Genomic DNA, 24,305 nt, shown 5'->3' on the forward strand with positions numbered 1-24,305 from the left:
CGTAAAATTCCGGAATGATCTTGTTAAAACATTGACATATAGAGGTCCCACCACCGTGTAAACCCCTAAATTCAGTTATGGGGATCCTTGTTAGTTTCTATATCAGTTGCTACATTTTATTCGCCTCATTTATTCCATAGATAAGCGCATTCCTACTGAGAATGCGCTTGTCTCGTTCTCATTAACTAGTTTTTAAGCGTAGACAGTTGGTAGCGAGCCGAAAGCCAGATGGTTGAAGGGATTGAGCTCCATAATGTTAGTAAATCGAGAGGGCTGATGCCTAAAGCACAGCAGAAAGCTACATTCTATCTTTCGTTAAAGGCAAGAAGGGTAAAACCTCTCTGGAGTCAGAGACCTTGGCACGTTATACATTGTTATGATACGGCAACTCGGGGGACCCAACCGTTCTTTTCTTTTATAGAAGAGTATGGTCTACAAGTGATAATAAGCACTTTCACCTTTTGAAACATCTAGACCTACTACTGGATTCAGCTATGAATCTCTTCCTCCTAGAAATGCAAAATTAGCCGGTAACTCCCTTAGCCCCTTGTTATGTCATAGGTTCGCTTGTTAAACGGGATCAAGTACCATGTGCGCTACATTCTACCCTGACTACCGCTATCATAAGACCTAATGAAAAAAGGGCAACCAGTAAAATAAACTTGCTAACCTTATATTACGATCGGGCGCATTTCTGAAATAAGAATTGTGCTCTTTCTTTATGCATAGGGCAGATAATTCAATAGAAAATATGTAACCGTCAAATAGAATCCACCTATCAATACATTTAATGAGATAATCTCCTCAAATCAATGTATTGTGCATAAGCTTGTTTATTCATTCTTCAGACAATCATCTATACTTTCTTACTTCGTTAAGAATAACATAATCACGTAAGATGTAATTTTTTAGAGGAGCTTCGCTAGCCTCTGCCTTAGGACTAGATCTAACGTAGGCATGTAGGCACATAGATGCCAGAGAAAGGAGAGGAAGGTCATCATATATTATGCAAAGATCATAGTACATCGCATAAATTCCTAGCACGACTTACCGATAATATCAAGGAATAACCGCGTAGCGCATCCACATGTTGAAAAAATTACCCATATTTTAAAAATGCTGTTAGTAATCATGTCGAAAAATATTTCTGGATACCCCACCAACGAGTCAAACCGTTGAAAAATTAATATCTATAGAAGGAGTGAAACAAATGGGACTATTATGTTTTTGTAATATCTCACTTGATACATGTCCAGATACAGTAACTTCTGGAGAATCTTTTAATGTACAATTCTTGGTTACTGTAATGGGAAATTGTGAGAATTGTATAGCTACCTGTGAAGTACCAAATGTTTTCCATTCATGTATATTAAGTACTCCTAATGGTGTGATACCTGGTCCATCAATTCCAATTGAACAAGGCATCACACCTGTACTAGCACAAGTTATTATTGGAGACTGTCCAACAGAGGACATTACTGTAATTGTAACTGTTAGATGCTTAAATGAATTTGGACAAGTGACTTGCGAAGATTCAGCAGAATGTGTAATACAGAGTTGTATTACACCTTAACTCCTAATAATTAATTATGGCATTCCATATTGATATATTCAGGAAAACTTAGGTGCAGATATAGCCATTTCCAGAAGTTTATGTTTATAAATATACCAATGGGTTGATTGAAGTACTTGTTTATCATCCTTTGACAATTATCTATAAAAACGTAAAGAAAAAAATTTTATCAATTTTGATAGACAAAAGGACAGGTTGTTTTATTGATATGATAATAAGCCTGTCTTTTTCCTATTAAGAAATGAAAAAATGTTTTTATACTTTAACCTCAAAATTAATAGATTTTTAATAAAATCCCCCATTTTTAAGTAAAATAATCGCGACAAAAAGGAACAATTTATGACAATAATTGATAGTTTTCTGCAAATTTCATCTTAATAAAAACTATTTTGTTCCATAACGGATAAAAAATCTTCTTTTTGAGAATCATTGTTCAATCAAAATTCCCCCAATTTACAATATTGTGAATATATTAAATAATTAATTTGTGAAAGCTTTTTTTATGGAAGTAAACGAAATGAAGGTTAATCGTTTTATTTAGAATTATGTTTTCGTACTTCATTAACACTTACATATGTAAAAAAGAGCATTAGGAGGAATAAACATGAGGAAAAAAGCTCATAAAAGTAAAATATTTAAAAGCTTAACTGTAGCGGCATTATCCGCTAGTTTTATTTTAGGTACTATTGGCCAAGAAACAATTGTATCAAAAGCAAATAGTTATTCGAAGGCGGAGGAGGTGCTTGCCAGCTTAACATCCGAGCAAAGAGCAGCTCTTAATCAGCTTTCAACGAATGAAGAAACAGGGTTGCAACTTTCTTCCGATATTGATTTAACCTCTTCAAATGAAACAACAGTCATTGTTGAATTTAAAAATAGGCCAGCAAAGGTTGCCCAACTTGAAGCAAACGCTGAAGGTAAAGAGTTATCTGATACGGATGCATCAAACTTAGTGAATCGGGATCATGAAACGTTTATTCAAGATGTTGGACAAGTTTTAACGGATGAGAATAATAAAAAAGTAGATTACAAGATAAATCGCTCCTATAAACATGCCTTTAACGGAATTTCTATGAGCCTGCCTGCAAACCAAATTAAAAATCTATTAAAATCAAAAGCAGTAAAATCAGTTTGGAGCAATGAAACAATTTCAATAGATCCTCCTACCGTTGATAGTGAACAATTAAAAGCGGATGAAGCTAATGTTGCAAATTATACGCCGTATGATGGACTAGATCGTCTACATGCAGAAGGGTTCACTGGTAAAGGAATTAAAGTAGGGATACTAGATACAGGAATGGATCACAACCATCCGGATCTAAAGGATGCCTATAAAGGTGGATATGATTTTGTCGATGATGATAGTGATCCAATGGAAACTACCTATGCTGATTGGAAAAAATCAGGTAAACCGGAAATAAGTAGTGGCCGTATTTATTATACAGAACATGGTACACATGTAGCTGGTATTATTGGTGGACGAGGTGTAGCTGATAGTGAATATAAAATGGTAGGAGCAGCACCAGAAGCAGATCTTTATGCCTATCGTGTCCTTGGTGCATATGGTTCGGGTACAACTGATGATATCATTGCTGGAATCGATCGCGCTGTGAATGACGGCATGGATGTTATTAATATGTCATTAGGTAATTCGTTAAATGATCCACTTTACGCAACATCCATTGCTGTAAACATTGCTGTTTTAAGCGGTGTTACAACCGTTGTGGCAGCGGGGAATAGTGGTGATAAGAATTATACACTAGGTTCACCTGGAGCTGCAGCATTGGCCTTAACAGTTGGTGCATCATCCGTTTCGTTTGATATTTTTCAATACGCTGCTGTTCAAAACGGAGCGAATTATTCATTAAGACAATTAGCAAGAAACTATAGTGATGATTTAACTCAGTTAAAAGGAAAAACTTTTAAACTAGTTGATGTTGGATTAGGGAGACCGACTGATTTTAATGGGAAGGTTTTTGATAATCAAAGTATCGCTCTTATTAAGCGCGGAACTATTGGACTAGTTGATAAAATTAAAAACGCAAAAGCAAAAGGTGCCGTTGGTGTACTGATGTATAATGATGAATTGAACCTAGCAGAAGGGGCGATTCAGCCATTTTTAGGAGAATCCCTTGATGCGATTCCTTCATTCTCTGTAAGCCTTAATGAAGGTACAACTATCCTAGCAGCAGTAAAAGCGGGTAAAACAAATATAACCTTTGGTGATTTTACAAAGATTAAAACAGCAGGGGGAGAATTAGCTGCTTTCAGTTCAAGGGGGCCTTCACGTGTCAATTATGATATTAAACCAGAGGTAACGGCTCCAGGTGTTAGTATCATGTCAACGGTTCCATTTTATATGAATGATAAAACTGTAGATGGATCAAAAACAGAAGATTATAAGTATGCCTATACGCGTTTATCTGGAACTTCCATGGCGACACCTTATGTTGCGGGAGTGGCTGCCCTACTTCTACAATCGAATAATAGTCTCGATCCAGCGGATATTAAGTCGATTTTAATGAATACAGCTGATCCGTTATCAAAAGCCTATAGTGTATTTGAAATCGGTAGTGGTCAAGTGGATGCCTATGAAGCGATTCACTCAAATGTGGAGTTTCAAGTAGACGATCGAACATCAAATCTAAATCATAAAAATAAAACAAAAACAATTAGAGAATTAACAGGTGGAATTAGCTTTGGATCTTATGGGTTTGATGACCAAGATATTTCAGATGTTCGAAATGTTATCTTAAAAAACCGTAGTGAAAAAGCAAAAAACTTTAATGTTAATGTGAAATTCCAAACTGGATTAAGAGGATCATTAGATGCAGCATTAAATAATGTCACTTTAGATGGTCCAACTTCAGTAAATTTAGAAGGAAATAGCCAACGAGTAATCAAATTTAATCTGTCTATTCCAAAAACAGCTCAAAAAGGAACATATGAGGGATATATCGTATTTACAAATACGGAAGATCCAACGGAAAACTATCAGATTCCATTTGGTGGAAGAGTCGTAAACGAAGGAATTGATTCATTATCGATTATTAATCCTATGTATTCGGGTGATACAGCTTGGCCTGAACAAGCATACCCCTCCCTTGGATTTAGTTTCGAATTAAAGTCTCATATGAAGACTTTAGATCTGGTATTACAAGATGGAACAACGGGTGAAGATCTTGGATTAGTTGGATCTTACAATCCTCTTTTAATACCTGAAAACAAACTATTGACTAATTCTAATGGATTCTCAGGGGCTTACTATCCGTTCACAGGTGATAAGAAAAATCCAGTTAGTAGCCAATTTGTTATTGCCAAAACGGGTCATTATAAATTAAAAATGATCGGAACCAATAATGAAGGGAAAACATTCTCAAAAATATCTGATTTCATGTACGAAGTTGGAGCACCAACCATGACTTCTAGCTTTGATGCGTTAGATCAGAAAGTAATTGAATATAATTTAAGTCAGCTTGATTCAAACGGACAAATGTTATATGACTTTAATATTAATGTCAAAGATCCTGAGATAGAAGAGGCAAGTCGCTTAGGTATTCCTGTTGATCAATCAAGAAATTCAGTTGTTTCGTTCTATAATGGGCCATTTCCATACGATCCAATCTACTCAGATAAAAATGGAGATTACAAAGATAAAATACTAGTTAAAAAGCAAGCAACACCGTTAAGAGTTCAGTTCTATGGTATGGATGCGGCAAGAAACTTTACGGCTGATGCTGCGGCAATGCTTCGGGTAGCTTTTGTTACTGATACTTACCCATACTTTTATTTAAAACCAAATAAACAATCTATTTCGACTGGAGAAATAGTCAATTATTCCCTTCGCTCGAATAATATTAAAAACTTAAAAACAGCAAAAATTACCATTCCAGTAATGAAGGACAATGGGGACCTAGCTACTATTAAAAATGTGGTTGTAAGTGATGAGGTTAAGCAATATGGTGATGCACAAGTATCTGTAACAACCACATCAGATATATTAAATACTTACTATACGATTACATTTAACTATCTAGGAACTAAAGCATTATCAGAAGATATGAAATTAGTAAATTTTGACTTACAAACATCTAACATGTATTCGAAAAGTTCTCCTGTTAACTGGTCTGATATGCAAATGAATGGGACTACCATTGATCAATCCAATGTACAAACCAATAATGTCTATACTTTTATGGAAGTCTTTAAAGTGAAACCAACGTTTTCAAGATTAGAAGGTTCAATGCAATTTGAGGGAATGTTAAATCCGGTAACAGGCCAAAGAAATTATGCTTTAAACCAGCAAACAATTGGGGCGAAAGTTACTGTCACTTCTTATGATGGAAAAACAGTTGCTGATGCTACGATTATCGACAAATCTGGTAATTATAATGTTGATGGACTAAAAGCTGATAAAAATCCATATACATTGAAGGTTGATGTTCCAGGACATTTCACAATGTATAAGTCTTTGCCTTTATATTATGATGTTCGAGGAGAAACAATCGGAAGAAGAATGAGCTATTTATTATCAGTATCGAAAGCTGGAGATGTCAATAAAGATAACGTCATTGACGTATTAGACGCCATCGAAATGCAAAAAAATTGGGGCAAAAATAAATCAGGATCGGATTTGAACTTCGACGGTGTTGTGGATAAAAAGGACATGGATTATATCATTAAAAACTATGGATTACAAAATCCTTCTGTTTCAGATGCACCTAAAGCAAAGACTTCCAATAAAGGCGTAACATTGGATGATGTTTTAAATCAATTAGGTTTAAAATAATCCTATAAGAAGGGGGAGCCAATTTTATTGGTTCCTTTTTTGGTTACTTAACCTCAAATTAAATAGATTTTTACGATATTCCCCCAACTTTTAGACAAATTTTTATTATAAAAAACAGAAAATACGACAAAACAAAAGAGCATTTTCGAGCAAATTCTACACGGTTTCCTATTTAAAGATAATTTACTACAAAACCACTGTAAAGAAAGATGAGTTTATGAATATACATTCGATTAAAAATTCCCCCAATTTACAATAATCGAAATCTTTTCAATAATTATAAATGCATAAGTAATTTTAATAGAAGCAAACGAAAGGGATGAAGGCTAAAAATACAAGTATCCTTTTAGAATCATATTTTCGTACTTCATTAACACTTACAGATGTAATATATAGAGACATGGAGGTCTAAAAATGGGGAAAAAAGCAAACAAAAGTAGAATTGCCAAAAGCTTAACTGTAGCGGCTTTATCAGCTAGTTTTATTTTAGGTTCTATTGGTCAAGTACCACTTGTATCAAAAGCGACAAGTTTTTCGAAGGCGGAGGAGGTGCTTGCCAGCTTAACACCAGAACAAAGAGCAGCACTTAAGCAAATATCAACGAATGAAGAAACGGGGTTACAAATTTCTTCCGATGTTGATTTAACCTCTTCAAATGAAACAACTGTCATAGTTGAATTTAAGAATAAGCCTGCAAAGGTTGCTCAAATTATGGCACGAGCAAAAGGGAAACAATTATCTGAAACGGAAGCATTAAAACTTGTTGACCAGGATCATCAAACGTTTAGTCAAGATGTTCAACAATTAACGGATGAAAATAATAAAAAGGCAGATGTTAAAATTCATCGTTCTTTTAAACATGCATTTAATGGTGTTTCCATTAGTCTGCCTGCTAACCAAATTGAAAATCTATTAAAATCGAATGCTGTTAAAGCGGTTTGGAGCAACGAAACATTTACAATTGATCCTCCTGATCAAGATGAGGTAAATGATCAATCAAAAGGAGATCAAATCAGTGTTGCCAATTATACACCATATGATGGACTAGATCGTTTACATGCTGAAGGTTTCACTGGTAAGGGAATCAAGGTCGGTGTTATCGATACAGGAATCGATTATAACCATCCCGACTTAAAGGATGCGTATAAAGGCGGATTTGATTTCGTCGATAATGATAGCGATCCAATGGAAACAACATACGCCGATTGGAAAAAGTCTGGTAAGCCAGAATTAAATAGTGGCCGTGCATACTATACTGAACATGGTACGCATGTTTCAGGAATCATTGCAGGCCGTGGAGCAGCAGATAGTGAGTATAAAATGACAGGGGCTGCACCTGAGGCCGATGTTTATGGTTATCGTGTACTTGGACCATACGGCAGTGGTTCAAGTGAAGCGGTAATGGCAGGTATAGATCGTGCTGTGAAAGACGGTATGGATGTCATCAATTTGTCTTTGGGTGCCGCGATCAATGACCCAAACTACCCAACTTCTATTGCTGTTAACAATGCTGTTATTAATGGAGTCACCGCTGTCATAGCTGCAGGGAATACTGGTGACAAGATGTTTACACTTGGTTCACCAGGTGCAGCATCGCTAGCGCTAACAGTTGGTGCGTCATCTGTTGCATTTGATATTTATCAATATGCAGGTGCTCAAGATGGAAAGAGTTATTCGTTAAGACAGTTGGCAAGAAACTATAGTGATGATTTAACAAAGTTAAAAGGAAAAACCTATAAACTTGTTGACGTCGGGTTAGGTAACCCAGCTGATTTTAATGGTAAGGATGTAACTGGAAAAATTGCTTTCATTAAGCGTGGTTCGATTGGATTAATGGATAAAATCAAAAACGCAAAAGCTCGTGGTGCGGTTGGCGTTATTATGTATAATGATGAAGCAAACAGCGCAGAGGGCGAGATTCAGGCATTTTTAGGCGAATCGGTAGATGCTATTCCAGCATTTTCAGTTTCCAATGCAGATGGAAAAGTAATTTTAGAAGCCATTAAAGCAGGTAAAACTGATTTCACTTTTGGTGACTATACAAAGATAAAAACGGCCGAAGATGAGCTTGCTGGTTTTAGTTCAAGAGGTCCTTCCCGCGTAAATTATGAAATAAAACCTGAAATAACGGCACCAGGCGTTTCCATATTTTCTACAGTTCCATTTTATATGAATAATAAAACGGCAGATGGGTCGAAACCGGAAGATTATCAATATGCATATGAACGTTTATCAGGAACATCAATGGCAACACCTTATGTTGCAGGTATATCCGCCTTATTGCTTCAAGCAAATGAGGACCTTCAACCAGCCGACATCAAGTCAATTCTAATGAATACTGCTGACCCACTATCAAAGGACTATAGTGTTTTTGAAGCAGGAAGCGGACGAGTGGATGCTTATGAAGCGATTCACTCGAGTGTTGAGTTTGTAGTTAACGATAAAACACCTATGAACCTTAGTGGAAAACAAAAATTAATCGATAATTTAACGGGTGGAATCAGTTTTGGAACATTTGGTTATACAGGTGAAGATATTACTGATTCCCGACACATTACAGTAAAAAGTCTTACAAAACAAAATATAACATTCAGCGTAGATGTAAAATTCCAAACTGGATTAAGAGGATCAAAAGATGCGGCTAAAAACAATGTGACTTTAGAAGGTCCAACCACAGTAAAAGTTGAGGGTAATAGTGTCAGAGATATCAAATTTGATTTAGACATTCCAAAAACAGCTGAAAGAGGAACGTATGAAGGATATATTGTTTTTACGAACAATGATAATCCAACTGAACAATACCAAATTCCATTTGGCGGTCGTGTAGTCAATGAAGGAATAGAAACATTTAAGATAGCTAACCCAATTTATTCAACGAACAAAACAGTTTCATTGGCTTATTATCCATTTTTGGATGCTGATATAGCCATCAAATCACATATGAAAACGTTGGATGTGGTCATTCACGATCCAAAGACAGGTAAAGATTTAGGAGTGGTAGGATCATTTAATACCATTGCTATGGATGAAAATGCACTCTACAAGATTCCTAGATTAATCGGTAATTATTACTATCCATTTACAGGTGATAAGAAAAATCCTGTCAGCAATGATTGGAAAGTATTAAAACCTGGTCATTATGTCGTCAAACTTGTTGGGACTAATGAGAATGGAGATACCTTCATAGCATCACAAGATGTTGTGAACGAATTTGGAATACCAAATGTAACGACCAGCTTTGATTCATTAGATCAAAAGGTCATTGAATATAGTGATAGTCAATTAGATTCAAAGGGACAATTTTTGTATGACTTTAATGTACATGTAGAAGATACTGAAAAGGAAGAAACGAACAGCTATGGTATCCCTGTAGACCCATCGAAGTATTCAGTAATACCTTTTTACAATGGTAACCCTGGCAGACCGATTAAAACGGATAAAAATGGTGACTATGTTGATCAAATTTTAGTAAAAAGTCAATACAAGGTACTGCCAGTTAGCTTTATTGGGTTGGATGCTGCAAACAATGGCACTTCAGAAAAAAGGATCGCCTTTACGAAAAATACAACACCATATTATTATTTGAAGGCTAATAAAGAAGCGATTACGACGGGAGAAACGGTCAACTATTCCGTACGTTCTAATAATATGAAGAATTTGAAATCAGCGAAAATGACGCTGCAAATCCTTAATACCCAAGCAACAATCGAAAACGTAACTGTCAATGACGCGGTAAAACAATATGGTGATGCAGAAGTGACGGTTACGACATCACCAACAGCCTATAGCTATCAGACTGCCTACACCTTTACGTTTACGTATTTAGGCAATCAACCATTGCCTGAGGATTTAAAATTATTTAATTTCGATATGAGATCGTTAGAAAAAGGTTATACGTCTATGTCACAATACTATGCGGAAAATGCATCCTTCTTTGACCAATCCAATGTAGAAACGAAAAATATTTATACGTTTAACGAACTTTTTGATGTCAAGGCAAAAGTCTCTAAATTAGTCGGTGCTGTAAACGTGGAAGGAGCAAAAGATCCTGTTACAGGGCAAGCGATTCCAGCCATTGACCACCGCACACTTGGAACGAAGGTAACCTTAACTTCGTATGATGGCAAAACGGTAATGGAAGCGCCAGAATTTACAAAAGGCGGAGAATATACGCTGGATGGCATTAAGGTAGATCCAAACCCATATACGATTAAAGTAGATGTTCCTGGCCATTTTACAATGTATAGAACGATGGATTATTTATCTAATAACATTCGTGGTGAATTGATTGGAAAATTCATGCGTGATTCATTAGACCTTGCACTGGCTGGTGATGTGAATAAAGATAACGTCATTGATGTGCTGGATGCCATCGAGCTGCAAAAAAATTGGGGCACCAATCATGCAGCTTCAGATTTAAACTTCGATAAAACGGTTGATAAAAAGGATATGTATTACATTATTAAAAACTATGGAGCAAGTAATCCTACGGTAGAAAATGCACCAAATGCAAAAAAAACCCACAAAGGGGCTTCATTGGATAGTATCCTCAGTCAATTAGGATTGAAATAAATATCTTGGGAACAAAAAAATCAGTGGGAACAAAAAGATTGAAATCCCATATGCCAGGGATCGCGACTTCATTCTTCTCGGGCAATCAAAAATTTTACGATTAGACCTTTCTCATAAGATAGAACAAAGGCACAACTAGCTAAAAATCCACTAGTTGTGCCTTTTTACGTGCAAAACTTCCGATTGTCCGCTATAAGAACCGTCCCCATGTTTCTTTATTCTTATTGCTCTTCATTTTGAGCAACACTTTTGTCTTCTAAAAAATTATTAAGAGCTTCTATATTTTGATCGAAGTCCACTTCTAATACGTCACCAAGATTTTCATCCCGTTTATTTTGAAAGCTGCCATCTTCAGGGAGACGGAATGTTTCTATATTACTACTTTTCTTCGTTAAAATGTCTTTTCCAATTGTCAAAAGGGTTGAGGTATCAATATTTGTATCTATGTATTTGTTTATAAGATCTACTAGCTTAGGAAGTTTTACCACACTATTAAGACTTACAGCTTCTTCCGTTAATTTTGAGATTACTTCCTGCTGTCTTTGAACTCGTCCGAAGTCACTTAAACGATCATGACGAAAACGGACATATCCTAACAATTCTTTCCCATGCAGTTTTTGTTTCCCTTTTTCTAACGGCGTGTCTATCCCATAAGACATCTCATAAGGGACATCTACTTCAATTCCATTTGGCACAAGCAGATCGACTACTTTTTCGAATCCTTTAAAGTCTACAATCGCATAATAATGAAGATCCAGACCGAAATTTTCTTTAATCGTTTCCCTTAGTAATTCAGGACCTCCAAACGAATAAGCTGCATTTAATTTCTGCTGTCCATGTCCCGGTACAGAGACCATCATATCACGCATAAGAGAGATAAGTTTTATTTTATGAGATTTTGGATCATAATGAGCCACCATGATCGTATCGGTTCGAGATTGTTTTTCTCCCCGTGAGTCACTACCTAATAAAAGAACATTGATGGCACCTTGTTTATTTTTCTCTCCTTTAAAGGTTTGTTTTCCTTTCGCTTTTTCAAGTGGGTGGTTGAGGGTATTTATTGTACCTTCTATGTACTGAAATATTTGACCAAGACCAACTATAAAAATACCTATTAGAAGTAGGGCGCCAAACACTCTCCTCCATTTTACTTTTTTTCTATTCTTTTTCGACCGTGTCAAATTTTGCACCACCTAGGCTGAATAATCAATGTTTGCAGGTATACTATTATATTATTAATTTCTGATAAAGTAAAAAATAAACCAGAGTTTGTTTTGATTCTTTTAACAACCCTTGAAGTAGTGATTATCTCATATTTAGTTTTCAACTTTTTTAATTTCAGGTTACATTTTTCTGAATTTCTGATTACATTTTCATTTTTTTGCTGTCACTTATCTAGTATTCACAGAGGAATTTCTTAGGGTTCTAAAGATTTTTGTCTTAAACTATATTAAAATGGTAGAAAATAATTGTTTAGGGAGTGTAGAAAATATGAATATAAGTTTATTTCATGCATTGGAAGGTGAAAATATCTCCTTTAAATCACTAAGTACAAATGATGCTCAAGAGATCCATAATTTTGCATCAGATGAGGAAGTTTCACGTTATATTGGCTGGAGTTTAATGAACACGTTGAATGAAACAAATGAACACATTGAAACGATGGTAAAACGTGAGTTAGCGGGTACTCATTTATATGCTTCCGTTGTTCTAAAATCAACTCAAGAAATTATTGGGACAGCTATGATTTTCAATTTTGATCATAATGCTAAGAGAGCAGAAATTGGATATGTTTTTAATAGAGATTATTGGGGAAAAGGTTATGGAACAGAGTGTGTTGCTTTAATGAGTAATTTCGCATTTGAAACTCTTAATCTGCATAAACTCCATGCTAGTGTTATTGATGCGAATGTGGGCTCCGCTCGGATTCTAGAAAAAAACGGGTATGTGTTAGAGGGACAATTAAAAGACCACTTTTTTATTGAAGGAAAATATTATAACGATTTACTTTTCGGGAAAATTCAAACCAAAAATGATTAATTTCCAAATGATAAAAATGATCTTATAAAGGGCCCCCAATTGGAAGTCATTGCAGGAATGAATTTATGTAGTAAAGCTATATAAAGAAGGAAACATGCCCGTAAAGCAAATTTGTGAAATTACAAATGTGTCTAGAGCTTCATTATATAGAAAGCTATTAGAAGGGTACAAATAGTCTTTTCTAATTCTATTAAAGGGCCAGATTGTTGAGCATCAAGGGTGGAGCACCGTATCATAAATAAATGAGGTTCTTTGAATATGGCATGGGCCTATTTGGAGACCATGCTAAAAGAAGATTACTATTAAAAGAAATTTTTTAGGAAACTAAAGTAGAAGCTAAATTTTGCTGAAACAAACCTTGACATAATTGTGTTAAGGTTTGTTTTTTTAGGGGACCCATGTTGCAAAAAACAGATACGAAAGACTCTTAAACTTTGCGGGACTACAACAAAATGTCTGTGGCATATAATCGAACCAAAGTCAGTAAAATGGAATAGTTCAAAATAACCTAATAATGAATGATAAATTTAGTGGAAAATGAGGAATGGAGTTACTGTCCCCAAATTATTTTACTTGGAGGTACGTATAGAATCACTAAAATACAAGCGTAGAATAGATGTTAGAAGAGCATAAAAAAGTTTAAGGAGATGTTCAAATGGTTAACAAGAAAAGAAATAATCCAAAACTCCATTTGATTATTTTTGTTCTTCTTGTACTGCTAAGCGGCTGGATCGGTGTATTACTTGATTCTATTTTGAAAGAACAACCAGAAGGTAATTCTTTAGGTATGGGACTTTGGCTAGTGTTACCTCTTCTAACAGCCATCATACTTAGAATCATTCGTCGCGATTGGAAGGACATGGGGATTAATCCTAATTTCAAAGGTAATATAAAGTGGTATCTTGTTGCATTTGCAATTTATCCTTTCGTTACCATTGTAATAGTTGTGTTCGTATTACTTTTAGGAGTCACGAATCTATCTAATTTTGAAATATCTTCGTTTTTTTCACTTGTAATTGTATCGGTTGCAGGGAATTTTATTAAGAACATATTTGAGGAGTTTTCATGGCGAGGATACCTAACACCAAAACTTATTGAGTTAAAGGTCAATGACTGGCTACTCTACCTTATTTCTGGGCTTGTTTGGGCATTGTGGCATGCTGCGTATTATATGGTGTTTCTTCCAAACGATTATTTTGAATCCATTTCAAGGTTGGGTATGCTATTCTCGGGCTGTGTGCTTATGGTGTGCTGGACGATTATGTATGTTGAAATATTCAGGCTCACGAAGTCTGTTTGGCCATGTGTGTTGATGCATGCAATTGAAGATGCATTTCCTACTGTTTTGGTAACAATCAGTGGCGTTATTACATTTACTAAGAACGGTGACTTTTGGTTGAACCCTGTCAGCGGAGTGGCTGCAACCATATTATTCCTCGGAATTGGACTGTTTCTTAGGTCAATAAGAATAAAAAAAGAGCACTTGGACGTTTAAAAGGAGGGCAGGGAACCGTGAGTAAGATGTTTACAAACCGCCGGTTAAATAGGGCAGGGAACCGTACCACAAGTAAGGTAATTCAATCTTCAACAATAGGGCGCGATTGTTCAATATAAACAGTCGCTTCTTGTACTATGAAAGGGCAGGTTACTTAAAGATGGACAACTGTAGTAGGGTGTGGAAGTTAGAAGATCGAATAAATCTATTAAATAGCATAGGAGTTACAGACTAAAGTCTGATATTTTATCAGACTATCACTGTATTTACTGCATAATAAAACTTTGATATGCTTTTAATGGAAATAAATTCCTGGCTTGGTTTGATAAATTTCTGAGAAAGAAGATGTTTATTATGAAAATGATAATATGGTGGGTTATAAATATTGTATGGGTATTCATTTTTGCTGTTGGAGCAATATTTATTGGGGTAAGAAAAGTTGACGGTGCAGGGGCAGTTCAGACTCCTGAAATAAGAATGGTATCATTCGCTATTTTGGGTATTGCATTTTTATTTGTTTTACTAATTCAACTAGTTTTCCTTTATTTTGCTAGAAAAAAATACAACATATCGGAATGAAGAGAAAGCGGAATGAGCATGAGAAGCGGAAAGGCGTTTACAACCCTAATGCACGTGAAAGCTAAATTTGGAGCCACAGACTAGCTAATTTAAAATGGTGTTGCTCTATGAGATTGTGAAGGGTCGAACTTAAACTAACTGGCAGGTTTGTTGAATAAAGGGGCATAAAAATATTTCAAATAAATCGAGCTTAGTTTACCTCACATACACTAAGTCTTTAACTTAAATTTCATTAATATTCAGATAAACAATTGTTAAATTTTTCAAATTATTATGTTATCCTTTTATAAAGGAGGAGTGAAAATGACTTTTAAAAAAGGTTTTATTTGGGGTTACCTAGTGTTCGTCCTTGCAATGGCAATTGTATATTTTACGATTCCTCGTGAGCATTCTTTAATAGCTCTAATATCGGTAGCGATTCTATTTGGTTTATATCAATTTGTTTTAAATTTACAAATACAAAAGGAACGTAAAAATTAGAATAAATCCTTCCTAATATTAAAGGAAGGAATTTACCACAAGTAGGAGATTGTGAATCATTGTTCTTAAGCTAACGGGTTGCAAGAGTTAGAGAATGAGATCGCTGCGGCGATCTTTTTACTTGTTGTACTAAATGGTCAGGTTTGTTGAAAAAGATGGAAAATGAATACACCACTAATTTTGCTAAATTTACGCTTTAAATCAGCATAAAAATATATGGTAAGCCGTAGATAATGCACATCATTACAAAAACAATAATAAAAGTAATTACTGGGTGGGGTAACTTGTTATAGCGTTTAATAAAGACAACACCAACCAAGATTATTATTAAGACAAAAAATATTGGTGACATATAAACATCCCCCAGAGTATTTTATATATTTACTTTAACATAAAATGGGTTTTACCCCTTTGATTTTATCGATGATTATTCAACTAACTGGCAGAAATAATTATTGGAGTGAGTGTCAATTTGATGTGAATTATGGTGTGAATTCAAGTGAGAAATTCAATATATTGGTGTTATCTGGAAATGTGATATGTTAAAATAAATATAAAGATTGTGAAATTTCTCACATAAACTAACGAAGGCATTTACTTCAATTTGAAACTTCATCTATTGGGGATGTTTAAGAAAGTAAAACTTAAATAATGTTGAGATTTTTAATTTATAAATTTGAAAGGGGAAAAGAGCAATATGTTAAAACTATCAGTAGGTATCGGAGTGGCTATTGGTGCAGGTGTTGGAATTATCATTGGATTGATATTTAATTTAGATATTGTATTTACAATAAGTATTGGAGCAGGATTAGGACTCATAGTAGGTTCTGTGATAAGAACGTTACGTCGTTAAATTTTTTGATTCCAAGACGGATTCGAGAAGTTTTTTCTTAGGATGGATAGCGTTATTTTAGATTTAGGTATTAAACATTTCTCGATAGTTCCTTTTTGAGGAAGAATTCTTTATTAATTAGTATTGTGAACTTTTTCACTTAAACAAACTGGGTACTTTAGTTGAACAATAAATAATTAAAATAGCTTGGAAAATTTCTAAGCCATTTTTTTGTGTGAATTATATTATGAATTGATAAGTAAATTTATTGTGATTAGAGGTGTGATTTGATGTGTGTTTTACGTTTTTGCACCTCACAAGTGAACCCGTTAGCAAAATTGCCCGGTTTTTTTTATTAATGGTTCTAATTGCAGATGATGCATATTTATTTGGTATTCTCTAAAATACTGCGAATTTTATCTGAATAAATTTTGGCTAAAGAATTAGAGGTATATTTAAAATTGGACATGCTGGCTTTTTTCGGAATTCCCATATCAACCCATTGACGATCAAGTTTTGCAAGAATAAATCGGGGGTCTGCTTCATTATTATCTTCATTGAAACTTGCATAGGTGGAGCCGCCATCTCCTAAATCAATTTTTGTACCGTCATTTAATTCTATTATGTAATAAAAATCACCTTTTGAGGAACCTAAGAATTGTTTTTTTCCATAAATACCCGCGGTGATCTTTGTGATATTGTTGTAGCTGTATTGCTTTCCTTGAGGTATGAGGAAGGAATGGTTGATAATTTTATTATTAGTTACAACCGCCACATCTGTGATAATAGCATAAAACAACATAATGTTAACCATACCGAAAATAGGGAATACCGTTCTACGATGTTTTTTATAAAATCCGGAAAACCATTTTCTTAAATCCTTATATAAAAGAAGGAAAACACTAAACACTAGGTAAAACTCATAAATAAAAACAAATCTTGATGCAGGAGGTTTAATAACCCATATAATGGAATTGTCAGTAACAAATAATTTTTCTTGAATAAATGAAATGAATGCAAAAATGGCTACCGATAAAATAATCACAGCAATTAAACCAAATAAGCCTAATAAGATCGATTTTAGCGTTCTCAATAAATACAACCCCTGACTTATCCATTTGTTTGAGAAGGTATTACATTTAATATTATAGAGTAAACATTTCGTATAAAAAAGGATATGATTATAGACTTTATAGATGAGCGTTATTTGCTGCTATTCTTGTTGACGATTTTCAATTAAAGGGCGCAATTCTGCAGTAATGAATTGCGTCACTATCTTAATTTAAAGTACCAGATTTTTGAGTGAAAAAAGGGTCTTTTATGCAGGAAATAGAATTAAATTGAATATAGATAGAAATCCTGATAGGGAGGTTTATAAGTGGACAATATCGATAAAAGAAATCGATTAGACGAAGCTCCATTTAGCTACCAGGTTACTAAAAATAATACTGTTCTGATCGATTTTAATGGAAAACAAGTAAAATTATTAAAAGGTAAAGATGCTGAAAAAATTTTAGAGAAAATTAAAATTGCTGAAGATGAAAAAGCAGTGCAACTGATATTGGCAAAGGTAACAGGAAATTTTAAAAGAGGAAATGAACGTATTGTGAACTTGAAGAATAAGAGAAAATCCTAAACAATTTTTCAACTAAGAGTAACTTTTGTGCAAGATATCACATGATGCTATTAAGCTAAAATTATAGTCGCATGATCTTCAATTAAATGGCGCGTTTCTGTACCAAGAAATGTGCCCTTATTTATGTATCAGGCCAGATTGTTGAATAGGGTTTTACAAGAATATAAAAATATCCTTCGATTAATAAGCCTTTGAGAGAAGCGGATGGTTAGCTGAACATGATATAATGAATTCGAAAGTCTTGTTTAAAAAATGAAGGATTTGCTAATTTAAGGAGGGAATGGAATGTTTACATCAGTAAATGATTTCTTAAATGAATGGAAACATGAAGCAGCTGTTACCCAAAAAGTGCTGGATTTGCTGACGGATGAATCGTTGAATCAGGAGGTTTCTCCAGGATTATACAGCATTGGAAGCCTGGCTTGGCACATTACTGGAGCAACATACTACTTTCCTTCACAGGTTGGAATAAAATTTGAGATTCCTGATCTTCAAAAAGAGGCACCGAAATCAGCTGCTGAAATCAGCGAGATTTACAAAACAGTAAGTCAGAGGTTAACACAAGCATTTTCTGAACAGGTTTCAGATGAAAAATTGAACAAAATGGTGAATTTATTTGGAATGGACATGCCAATTCAAGCTGTTTTCCGTTTGCTAATTCAACATCAGGCCCATCATCGCGGACAATTGACTGTCCTTATGAGACAAGCTGACTTGAAAGTTCCTGGCGTATATGGTCCTAGCAAAGAAGAATGGGAAGCAATGAATGCTCAAAAGAACTGATATCGTCATGATGCAAAAAAGCCGGCGCCTGCCGGTTTTTTGCACTATCAGAATTTATTTCATTTCTTAACTCAGTGTACGAACTAAATCCGTTTTTATATTACTTTATAACAAAAATGATATTCTAGAATAGGGCGCGTTTCTGTAGCAAGAAATGTGCCCTTATTAATGTATCGGGCCAGATTGTAGAGCAACACCTGTAAGAGAACATCGGATCTCAATATTACATTTTAGAATAGATTGTGAAAAAATGTACTGATATGAACGAAACTGTCAATGCTCCCTACCAATTTGATTTTGGTTTCGGTTTTTGGGCAACTCTAAGAAGAGAAGCGTTTTTCGGCTTCTTTGCTTATTAGTTGGGGTTCAGCCTTTTTCAAGGCTAGGGTATCTCCTTCTCAGCTTACTGACAGCTCCTCAATCTCCAAATTGGCTGTCAAGTGCTTTCCTTGACAGGCAATTTGGAGATTGAGATACTTTTTAAAGCTGAGAATGAATAAATTTCTCCTTTCATGTTGATATAAAAAGTTAAGCACACGGCACGAAGGCAAAAATCTCAACTGCGGTTAGCACTCTGATATTCGTGGGTTTTCACATTTTATCTTTCCGTATAAAGGAGCTTCCACTAACTTAAAACGTGAGTTAGCCTACATAGGCATATCACAAGTACATTTCGTGGTTTCTCCTTACCGGTTTTTACCTTTGCCTCCGAGCCCTATGCTCCAACTTTTAACAAAAATTGATATTACTTTTATTAGTAACTATTACTTTGCAATAGTGTTATTTTCAATCTCTTGAGTTACTGCCCAGATAAATCCTGCTAATTCTCTTGCAACGGCTGTTAGTGCCTTCCCAAATGACTTTCCACGTGATAGTAAACGAAAATACTTTTTATGCAGGCGATTTTGAGCTTTCCATGAGATCATTTGAACATTGGGCAACTGTCCTTCGAGTCTTTTCTTTAAATCCCCCTTTATAGCAGGCGGAAATCGATAACTCCAGGCTGCTTCTACAAGCAAACGACGAACATGACGATTTCCTGTTTTGGTAATATTCCCTTGCCTTCTGATTTCACCACTAGAACTTTCACTTGGAATTAACCCAATGTAAGACATAAATTTTTTTGGAGAAGCAAATCTTTTAAATGATCCAATCTCAGCCACAAGACTAGTAGCTGTAATCATAGCTATTCCCCTTAATGATTGGAGTGCTTGAATCATTGGCGCATGGTAACCTTCGGTTGATTGTAATTTTATTTCTTCCTCTAACCGTTTTACCCTTTGCTCAATTTCTTGCAAATGGTGCAGATACTCTTGAAAAACTACTTTGGATGCAGAACGCTCAAATTTTAGAGTATTTAACCATTCACGATATCTACGAGTCCACTTTTTTCCTTTGAAAGGAGGGTGAATATCATTGCGTAAAAGGAATTTCGATAATCGATGTTTGGCTCTTAATTCATCTTCTTTGGCATCTTCACGGGCACGAACTAAATCCCGAAGGGCTTCATCATCTTCTGTCGGCACATAAACAGACGTTAATTCACCTGCACGGAATAATTTTGCTAGTTTAATCGAATCCCTACGGTCAGTTTTGATGCGCTCACCTGGTTTTTTAGGGATTAAAGATGGTGCGATCACTTCACATTCAATTCCTAGGCTAAGAAAAAACCGATATAAACAATAGCCAGTTGGTCCAGCTTCATAACACACTCGAAGATTCTCTTTTTCTCCAAGCTTTTTTATTAACTTTCTAATGGATTCCGGTGTGTTAGGAATCATTCCCCAATACCTTGGCTCATCACGACCTTCATCTGCAATGGCAACGGCAATTTTTTCTTTTGAAACGTCTAAACCTACATATTTTATGGTATCCTTCATAATAACTAGCTCCTTCCGTAATGTAGCTCTGATTTGGTTTGTTTTTTTCCAGTAAACAGTGTAACCAAATTAACCTACGGTGTTACGAGTAAGGAGCTAGTTTCGTTCATGATAACTTAAACTATAGGGTTGCTAGAGTTAAAGATAGAGATCGCTGCGGCGATCTTTTTGCTTGTTGAACTAACGAAGCAGTTTAGCAGTTGAAGAAGGAATACGAAGTTAGGATGAAGAAGAGTTAACGTGAATCTGGTCTGTGAATCTGATTAGACTCGAAGTAAATTTAGAGGAAATATGGATAGAAATAGAGAATTTATATTTATCGAATTTCAAAAGTTCAGTGTACAGGAGGATTAAGTAATTGAAAAAAGTACAATTAAGTATTTCTTTACTTATTATCTTACTTATTGCGGGTTGTACTCAGGATAACAAAGAAAAAGCTAACGTTAATACAAAAGAGGGTGTTTCTGAAGAAAATCAACAATGGGATATTTCTACAGAGTTTGAAACACCTACCGGAGATAAATTAATTGGACAAAAGAATAAAATTGGAATAATTGGGGGTGTGATTAAAGCTGGGGATATAGAAAAATGGTTGTGGCATCTCTGGGGAGATGAAAAAACTTTAAAAAGTGGCAATTTTAAAGTGGTAGCTGTCAACAAAGATACAGCAGAAAAAGAAATGGTTTTAGTAACAGATGCCGCCACTGCTAATGAAAGAAAAGTTTGGAGTTATGGGGGATTAGTTTACAGTCCTAATGGCGTAAGGGGCTCAGATAGCTCAATACCTTCCAACTTATCATTTTCCAAAGCAGGCATATGGCGTTTAGATGTCTTTATCGGTACCAAACATTTTGGTTCAATTGTTGTCGATGTAAAGTAGAAAAATATAAATCCTTTAATCAACGAACGGGTGCTTTACTTCAATAAGGAGTAAAGTCTTTTTCTTATTCAAGTAACGGGCAGGATACTTTAATAGGTATTGTGGGTTTTTATGGTAAATTAGTAAATGAGGGAGAGGATGTTTTGAATAAATATCTAAAAATCACACTTGGTGTTTTGGCTGTCATCTTGTTAGGAATTGGGCTACTTGTAGTTGCCTTTGTATTAGAAATGAAGCCTGATAAAGATGAAGAAGAAAAGATAAAGATTCAAGCAGAGCAGTATTTAGAAGATAAATTTAATGATAACTTCGAGATATATGATACTTTGTATGATAATATGGGGAACTTTGAATTTGAATATGCTGCTAAGGTCAGGGAAAAGAAAACTAATACACAATTTTTAGTTTATTATGATGATGAAACAAATCAAATGGTAGACACATACATTGCTGATAAATGGGCAGATGATTTAGAAACTGAAATACGTCCTTTTATGAAAAAAACTTTTGGGGAGACCACTGATTTATTTGTTTTCTTTACCAATGAAAAAATTGGGCAGGAATTTAGTATTGCTCCTATTAATCCTAGAAGTTATAAAGAGTTTGATGTTTCACCTACCATCCGTATCAGTGTTCCCCGAAAAAGAAGCGACTGGGACGAAAAAAATCTTAATGAGTTAATATCTTTCCTAAAAAGCGAAGTTAAATTGCAAAATGGTTCGGTTATTATGGAATATATCTCTGAAAATGGTGTAATTTTAGATGATGAATGGGGGAAAAAATTTTAATTAGATATTTTCTTGAATTAACGGGTGCGTGTGCGTCCGAGCCTAGGTCGTATCATATAGCGGGTGGGATTCCCGTCGAGTAAGAACTAGCCATTCGCTCGTAGCGAGTCTTGGAGGGCTAAAGGTAACTTTAGTCTTTAAGCGTAGACAGTTAGGTAGCGGGCCGAAAGCCGAATGGTTGAAGGGATTGAGCTCCATAATGTTAGTAATTCGAGAGGGCTGATGCCTTACGCACAGCAGAAAGCAACATTTTTTCTTTCGTTAAAGGCAAGAATGATAAAACCTCTCTGGAGTCAGAGACCTTGGCACGTTATACATTGATATGATACGGCAACTCGGGAGACCCTACCGGTCTTTTCTTTTTTTAGAAGAGTATGGTCTACAAGCGATAACAAGCAAGGAAACCAAATGCCGATGTAGGGAGTCGGATAGCAGCGTAGTACCAATGAAGTTGGGTAATGCCGATGGAGGAAAGGCTAGCTACCAGTTATCACCCTTACTAGGGACACATTTACTACACACAGAGGTAGGTATAATAAATGGAAACAAAACTACTAAGGATAGCAGAATTAGCAAAATCAGATCCTAAAATGAAATTTACTTCTCTTGCACATTTATTAAATAAGCAAACATTAGTTCAATGCCATTTTGAGCTACCCAATAAGAAGGCTACTGGGATTAACGGAACAACTAAAGAGCAATACGGTGAAAATTTAGAAGAAAACATAGAGGATTTAGTTAGTAGTCTTAAAAGCAAAAGCTATCGACCTGTTCCAGTAAGGAGAATGTATATTCCAAAGCTCAACTCAAACAAGAAAAGACCGTTGGGAATACCGGAACATGAAGATAAGATTGTACAAAAGTGCATTACGAAAATACTAAATTCTATCTATGAAAATGACTTTCTTGACTGTTCCTTTGGATTCCGACCAAATCGTAATTGCCACGATGCTTTGAAAATACTGAACTTCTATATTGAAAAAAGGTCAGTAAATTATGTAGTAGATGTAGATATTAAAGGATTCTTTGACAACGTTGACCACACATGGATGATGGAGTTCCTAAAACCGCGAATCGCTGACCCTAACCTACTAAGAACAATTGGTAGGTTTCTTAAAGGTGGATACATGGAGGAAGGCAAGAAATATAAGACAGACAATGGCACACCGCAAGGTGGAGTAATATCTCCGATATTAGCCAATGTATATCTCCATTATGTACTCGACCTATGGTTTGAGAAAAGGGTTAGGAAACAGTGCAATGGACAAGCATACATAGTGAGATATGCAGATGATTTTGTTTGTTGTTTTCAATATAAAAGTGAAGCGGAGCAATTCTTCCATTCATTAAAGTTAAGATTAAAGAAATTTAATTTAGAAATAGCTGAGGATAAAACTAAAATCATTCCCTTCGGGAAGTTTGCGGAGAAAAATGCAAATCAACAGGGAAGAAGTAAACCAGCAACCTTTGATTTCCTTGGTTTTACACACTACTGTGGGAAAAGTAAACAAGGAAACTTTCGAGTGAAACGGAAATCAAGCAGGAAGAAAGTCAAAGGAAAACTAAAAGAAACGAAAGAATGGTTGAGGAATAATAGAAATAAGGATATTCATATGATTATGGATAGATTTAAACGTTCATTAATAGGGTATTACAACTATTATTGCATCACTGATAATACCCCAAATGTTAACAACTTCAAAGACAAAATTGAAAACCTTCTGTTTAAATGGCTCAATAGAAGAAGTCAAAGAAAATCCTTCACATGGGATAAATTCAAACTATTTCTTAATAAATATCCGCTACCTTTACCAAGGATTAAAGTGAGCATATATGATTTAAGAAAAGAGATTAGCTAAATTCTGTAAAAGATGACTAGGAGGAGCCATGTGCATTAATAGTGCAAGCACGGTTCTGAGAGGGGGGTGGAGTCCAATTTACCGCAAGGTAGAAAGGCTCCCTTCTACTCGACTGATCC

Annotated in this window: 16 protein-coding genes and 1 pseudogene; 14 read left to right on the forward strand and 3 right to left on the reverse strand. The window is 35.2% G+C overall.

Annotated elements, in window-relative coordinates; genetic code table 11:
* Positions 1–1,210: 1,210 nt before the first annotated feature.
* From QNH20_RS12900 to QNH20_RS12910, 3 genes are all read left to right on the forward strand, one after another.
* Positions 1,211–1,573, forward strand: coding sequence for a hypothetical protein (locus QNH20_RS12900; protein WP_283923265.1), 363 nt, complete (start codon positions 1,211–1,213; stop codon positions 1,571–1,573).
* A gap of 604 nt (positions 1,574–2,177) precedes the next feature.
* Positions 2,178–6,362, forward strand: a complete 4,185-nt coding sequence (locus QNH20_RS12905; RefSeq protein ID WP_283923266.1) for a S8 family serine peptidase — start codon at positions 2,178–2,180, stop codon at positions 6,360–6,362.
* 414 nt (positions 6,363–6,776) lie between these two features.
* Positions 6,777–10,934 (forward strand): S8 family serine peptidase, encoded by a 4,158-nt coding sequence (locus QNH20_RS12910; RefSeq protein ID WP_283923267.1) that lies wholly within the window; start codon positions 6,777–6,779, stop codon positions 10,932–10,934.
* A gap of 221 nt (positions 10,935–11,155) precedes the next feature.
* On the opposite strand, the gene QNH20_RS12915 is transcribed toward QNH20_RS12910, so the two are convergent.
* Positions 11,156–12,115 carry an LCP family protein gene (locus QNH20_RS12915; protein ID WP_283923268.1) on the reverse strand — a complete coding sequence of 320 codons (960 nt, stop codon included), beginning with the start codon at positions 12,113–12,115 and terminating at the stop codon, positions 11,156–11,158.
* A gap of 310 nt (positions 12,116–12,425) precedes the next feature.
* On the opposite strand from QNH20_RS12915, the gene QNH20_RS12920 reads away from it, so the two are divergent.
* The 6 genes and pseudogenes from QNH20_RS12920 (at position 12,426) to QNH20_RS12945 (ending at position 16,381) form a co-directional block, all read left to right on the forward strand.
* Positions 12,426–12,974: a GNAT family N-acetyltransferase gene (locus tag QNH20_RS12920; protein ID WP_283923269.1), complete on the forward strand. Its 549-nt coding sequence runs from the start codon at positions 12,426–12,428 to the stop codon at positions 12,972–12,974.
* A gap of 64 nt (positions 12,975–13,038) precedes the next feature.
* A pseudogene (locus tag QNH20_RS12925) lies at positions 13,039–13,149 on the forward strand (helix-turn-helix domain-containing protein); the annotation flags it as partial.
* 480 nt (positions 13,150–13,629) lie between these two features.
* Entirely contained in the window at positions 13,630–14,469 is an 840-nt protein-coding gene (locus QNH20_RS12930) for a CPBP family intramembrane glutamic endopeptidase (RefSeq protein WP_283923270.1), read from the forward strand.
* Positions 14,470–14,823: 354 nt separating this feature from the next.
* The gene (locus tag QNH20_RS12935) at positions 14,824–15,048 is read left to right on the forward strand and encodes a DUF3923 family protein (RefSeq protein WP_283923271.1); all 225 of its coding nucleotides are present in this window, start codon (positions 14,824–14,826) and stop codon (positions 15,046–15,048) included.
* Positions 15,049–15,351: 303 nt separating this feature from the next.
* A complete protein-coding gene (locus QNH20_RS12940) occupies positions 15,352–15,528 on the forward strand; it encodes a hypothetical protein (RefSeq protein ID WP_283923272.1) in 177 nt (58 codons plus the stop codon).
* Positions 15,529–16,225: 697 nt separating this feature from the next.
* Positions 16,226–16,381, forward strand: coding sequence for a hypothetical protein (locus QNH20_RS12945; RefSeq protein WP_283923273.1), 156 nt, complete (start codon positions 16,226–16,228; stop codon positions 16,379–16,381).
* A gap of 364 nt (positions 16,382–16,745) precedes the next feature.
* On the opposite strand, the gene QNH20_RS12950 is transcribed toward QNH20_RS12945, so the two are convergent.
* On the reverse strand, positions 16,746–17,453 hold the full coding sequence (locus QNH20_RS12950) for a hypothetical protein (RefSeq protein ID WP_283923274.1): 708 nt from the start codon (positions 17,451–17,453) through the stop codon (positions 16,746–16,748).
* A gap of 285 nt (positions 17,454–17,738) precedes the next feature.
* Between QNH20_RS12950 and QNH20_RS12955 the strand changes: the two genes are divergently transcribed.
* A complete protein-coding gene (locus QNH20_RS12955) occupies positions 17,739–17,996 on the forward strand; it encodes a hypothetical protein (RefSeq protein ID WP_283923275.1) in 258 nt (85 codons plus the stop codon).
* 285 nt (positions 17,997–18,281) lie between these two features.
* A complete protein-coding gene (locus QNH20_RS12960; RefSeq protein ID WP_283923276.1) occupies positions 18,282–18,779 on the forward strand; it encodes a DinB family protein in 498 nt (165 codons plus the stop codon).
* 764 nt (positions 18,780–19,543) lie between these two features.
* On the opposite strand, the gene QNH20_RS12965 is transcribed toward QNH20_RS12960, so the two are convergent.
* Positions 19,544–20,659: an IS110 family RNA-guided transposase gene (locus tag QNH20_RS12965; RefSeq protein ID WP_283918661.1), complete on the reverse strand. Its 1,116-nt coding sequence runs from the start codon at positions 20,657–20,659 to the stop codon at positions 19,544–19,546.
* 358 nt (positions 20,660–21,017) lie between these two features.
* On the opposite strand from QNH20_RS12965, the gene QNH20_RS12970 reads away from it, so the two are divergent.
* The 3 genes from QNH20_RS12970 to ltrA all read left to right on the forward strand — a co-directional run bounded on the left by QNH20_RS12970 (position 21,018) and on the right by ltrA (position 24,186).
* The gene (locus QNH20_RS12970; protein WP_283923277.1) at positions 21,018–21,539 is read left to right on the forward strand and encodes a DUF4871 domain-containing protein; all 522 of its coding nucleotides are present in this window, start codon (positions 21,018–21,020) and stop codon (positions 21,537–21,539) included.
* Positions 21,540–21,682: 143 nt separating this feature from the next.
* Positions 21,683–22,327 (forward strand): hypothetical protein, encoded by a 645-nt coding sequence (locus QNH20_RS12975; RefSeq protein ID WP_283923278.1) that lies wholly within the window; start codon positions 21,683–21,685, stop codon positions 22,325–22,327.
* Between the two features lie 539 nt (positions 22,328–22,866).
* Positions 22,867–24,186 (forward strand): group II intron reverse transcriptase/maturase, encoded by a 1,320-nt coding sequence (ltrA, locus tag QNH20_RS12980; protein ID WP_283923279.1) that lies wholly within the window; start codon positions 22,867–22,869, stop codon positions 24,184–24,186.
* Positions 24,187–24,305: the final 119 nt, after the last annotated feature.

Source organism: Neobacillus sp. WH10, assembly GCF_030123405.1.
In the GTDB taxonomy this organism is placed as follows: domain Bacteria; phylum Bacillota; class Bacilli; order Bacillales; family Cytobacillaceae; genus Neobacillus.